The 1,854-nt window shown below is 67.5% G+C and carries 1 protein-coding gene; it reads left to right on the top strand.

The genetic code is table 11. The features are described 5' to 3' along the window. Positions 1-77: 77 nt before the first annotated feature. Entirely contained in the window at positions 78-1,652 is a 1,575-nt protein-coding gene (locus B0G38_RS23125) for an IS1182 family transposase (protein WP_264671645.1), read from the top strand. The last annotated feature ends 202 nt before the right edge of the window (positions 1,653-1,854 follow it).

The following is a 1,854-nucleotide window of genomic DNA, read 5'->3' as shown; positions in this document are numbered from 1 at the left end:
GGAATGCGCTGAATAATTTTGGGGGGGTTTAAGGCGCGCCTGCTGGAATATTTTCCTGCCTCGTTAAGACTGGATTCATGCAAGGAGTTGAAGAGGCCCAGCGCGGGTATTTGGATGTGGAGGCACTTGCCGGGGAGCTGTTGGCCCCGGGCAGTGCCTACGCGTTTTTGGCCGAGCACCGCTCGGAGCTTTTCCCGGATTCGATGATGGAGGACCTGTTTCCCTCCCAGCGGGGCCGGCCCTCGATCCCGGCCTCGGTCATCGGCACCGTCCTGGTCCTACAGGCCCTGGAGGGGCTCTCGGACCGGGCCGCCGCCGAAGCCTTGACCTTTGACCTGCGGTGGAAAGCCGCCTGCGGGTACGGGCTGACCGAGACCGCGTTCCATCCCACGGCATTGGTGCATTGGCGCAAGCGCCTGCGCGAAAGCAGCAGCCCGCACCGCATCACCGAAGCCGTCGCCCAGGTCATTACCGCCACGGGTGTGCTGGCCGGCCGGCACCGCCGCGCGGTGGATTCGACCGTCTTCCAGGACGCGGTGGCAAGGCAGGACACCATCACCCAGCTCATTGCCGCGATCCGCCGCTTCGGCAGGGCCATGGAGCACGGCGCGACCCTCATGGCGGCCCACGCGACCTCCTACGACTACACGCGCGCGGGCAAGCCGGAGATCGCCTGGGATGACAAGGAGGCGAAGGAGGCCCTGATCTCGGGGCTGGTCACCGATGCCCTGGCCCTGCTCGGCGCGGTGGACCCGGACACCCTGGAAGAGGATTCGCCGCAGGCGCAGGCCTACGTGTTGCTGGCCCTGGTTTCGGGGCAGGATGTGGAGCCGGCCGAGGGCTCCGACGGCACCGACGGGCGGTGGCGGATCGCCCGGAAGGTCGCCCCGGACCGGATCGTGTCCACCGTGGATACGGAGGCCCGGCACGCGCACAAGTCCCGCTCGGTGATGATGGACGGGTTCAAGGGCCATATCATCGCCGAGCCCGAGACCGGGCTCTACACCAGCGCCGTCATGACGCGGGCCGCCGGGCCCGGCTCCAGCGACGCGGACGCCGGCATCGAACTGCTGGGCACCGATCCGACCATGAAAGACACGGCTACGGATTACCAGGTGCTCGGGGACTCGGCGTACGGTTCCGGGGACATGCTCGAACACCTCGACACCGCCGGGCACCGGGGCCTCGTCAAGCCCAAGCCGCTGCGCCCGGCCGTACCCGGCGGCTATGACCTGGACGACTTCACCCACGACGAAGACAAGAACACGCTCACCTGCCCGGCCGGTGAGGTGCGCACCATCAGCGCCAAGGGCAACGTGAACTTCGGAACAGCTTGCAAGGCATGCCCGCTGCGCCGGATGTGCACCACGGCCAAGGGCGGGCGGAAGGTTGTCATCTCCAAGCACCACGCCCGCCAGCGCGCCCACCGCGCCGCAGCCCGTGAGGAAGCATTCCAGCAGGATTACCGGGCCTACCGGCCCTTGGTGGAACGGTCCATCGGCTGGCTGGTCGCCGGAGGTAACCGGCGCCTGAGATACCGGGGAGTGGAAAAGAACAACGCCTGGCTGCAGGTCCGCACCGCCGCTCTGAACGTCCGTCGACTCCTGAAACTGGGCCTCACCCGCCACAACGGGGCCTGGGCCATCGGATAGCCCCAAAAAGAGGGTCCGACCACGGTCCCCGCCCAAACCCAAGCCGCGGGGAGCCTTGAACGGACGTATAAGGCCCGCAAAATCCCGGCACCGGATTACCGCCGACCGGAATGGAGACCCCCCAGCGCGCCGCCCAAGGCCCCGGAAAGGGCACGAAAGCGAACCCCACGGCCCAAAATTGCCCCTTGTTCAGCGCCCTCCT

Source organism: Crystallibacter permensis (assembly GCF_025960875.1).
Classification (GTDB): Bacteria; Actinomycetota; Actinomycetes; order Actinomycetales; family Micrococcaceae; genus Crystallibacter; species Crystallibacter permensis.
The sequence above is the reverse complement of the archived record's forward strand: the minus strand, read 5'-3'. Positions and strand labels throughout refer to the sequence as shown.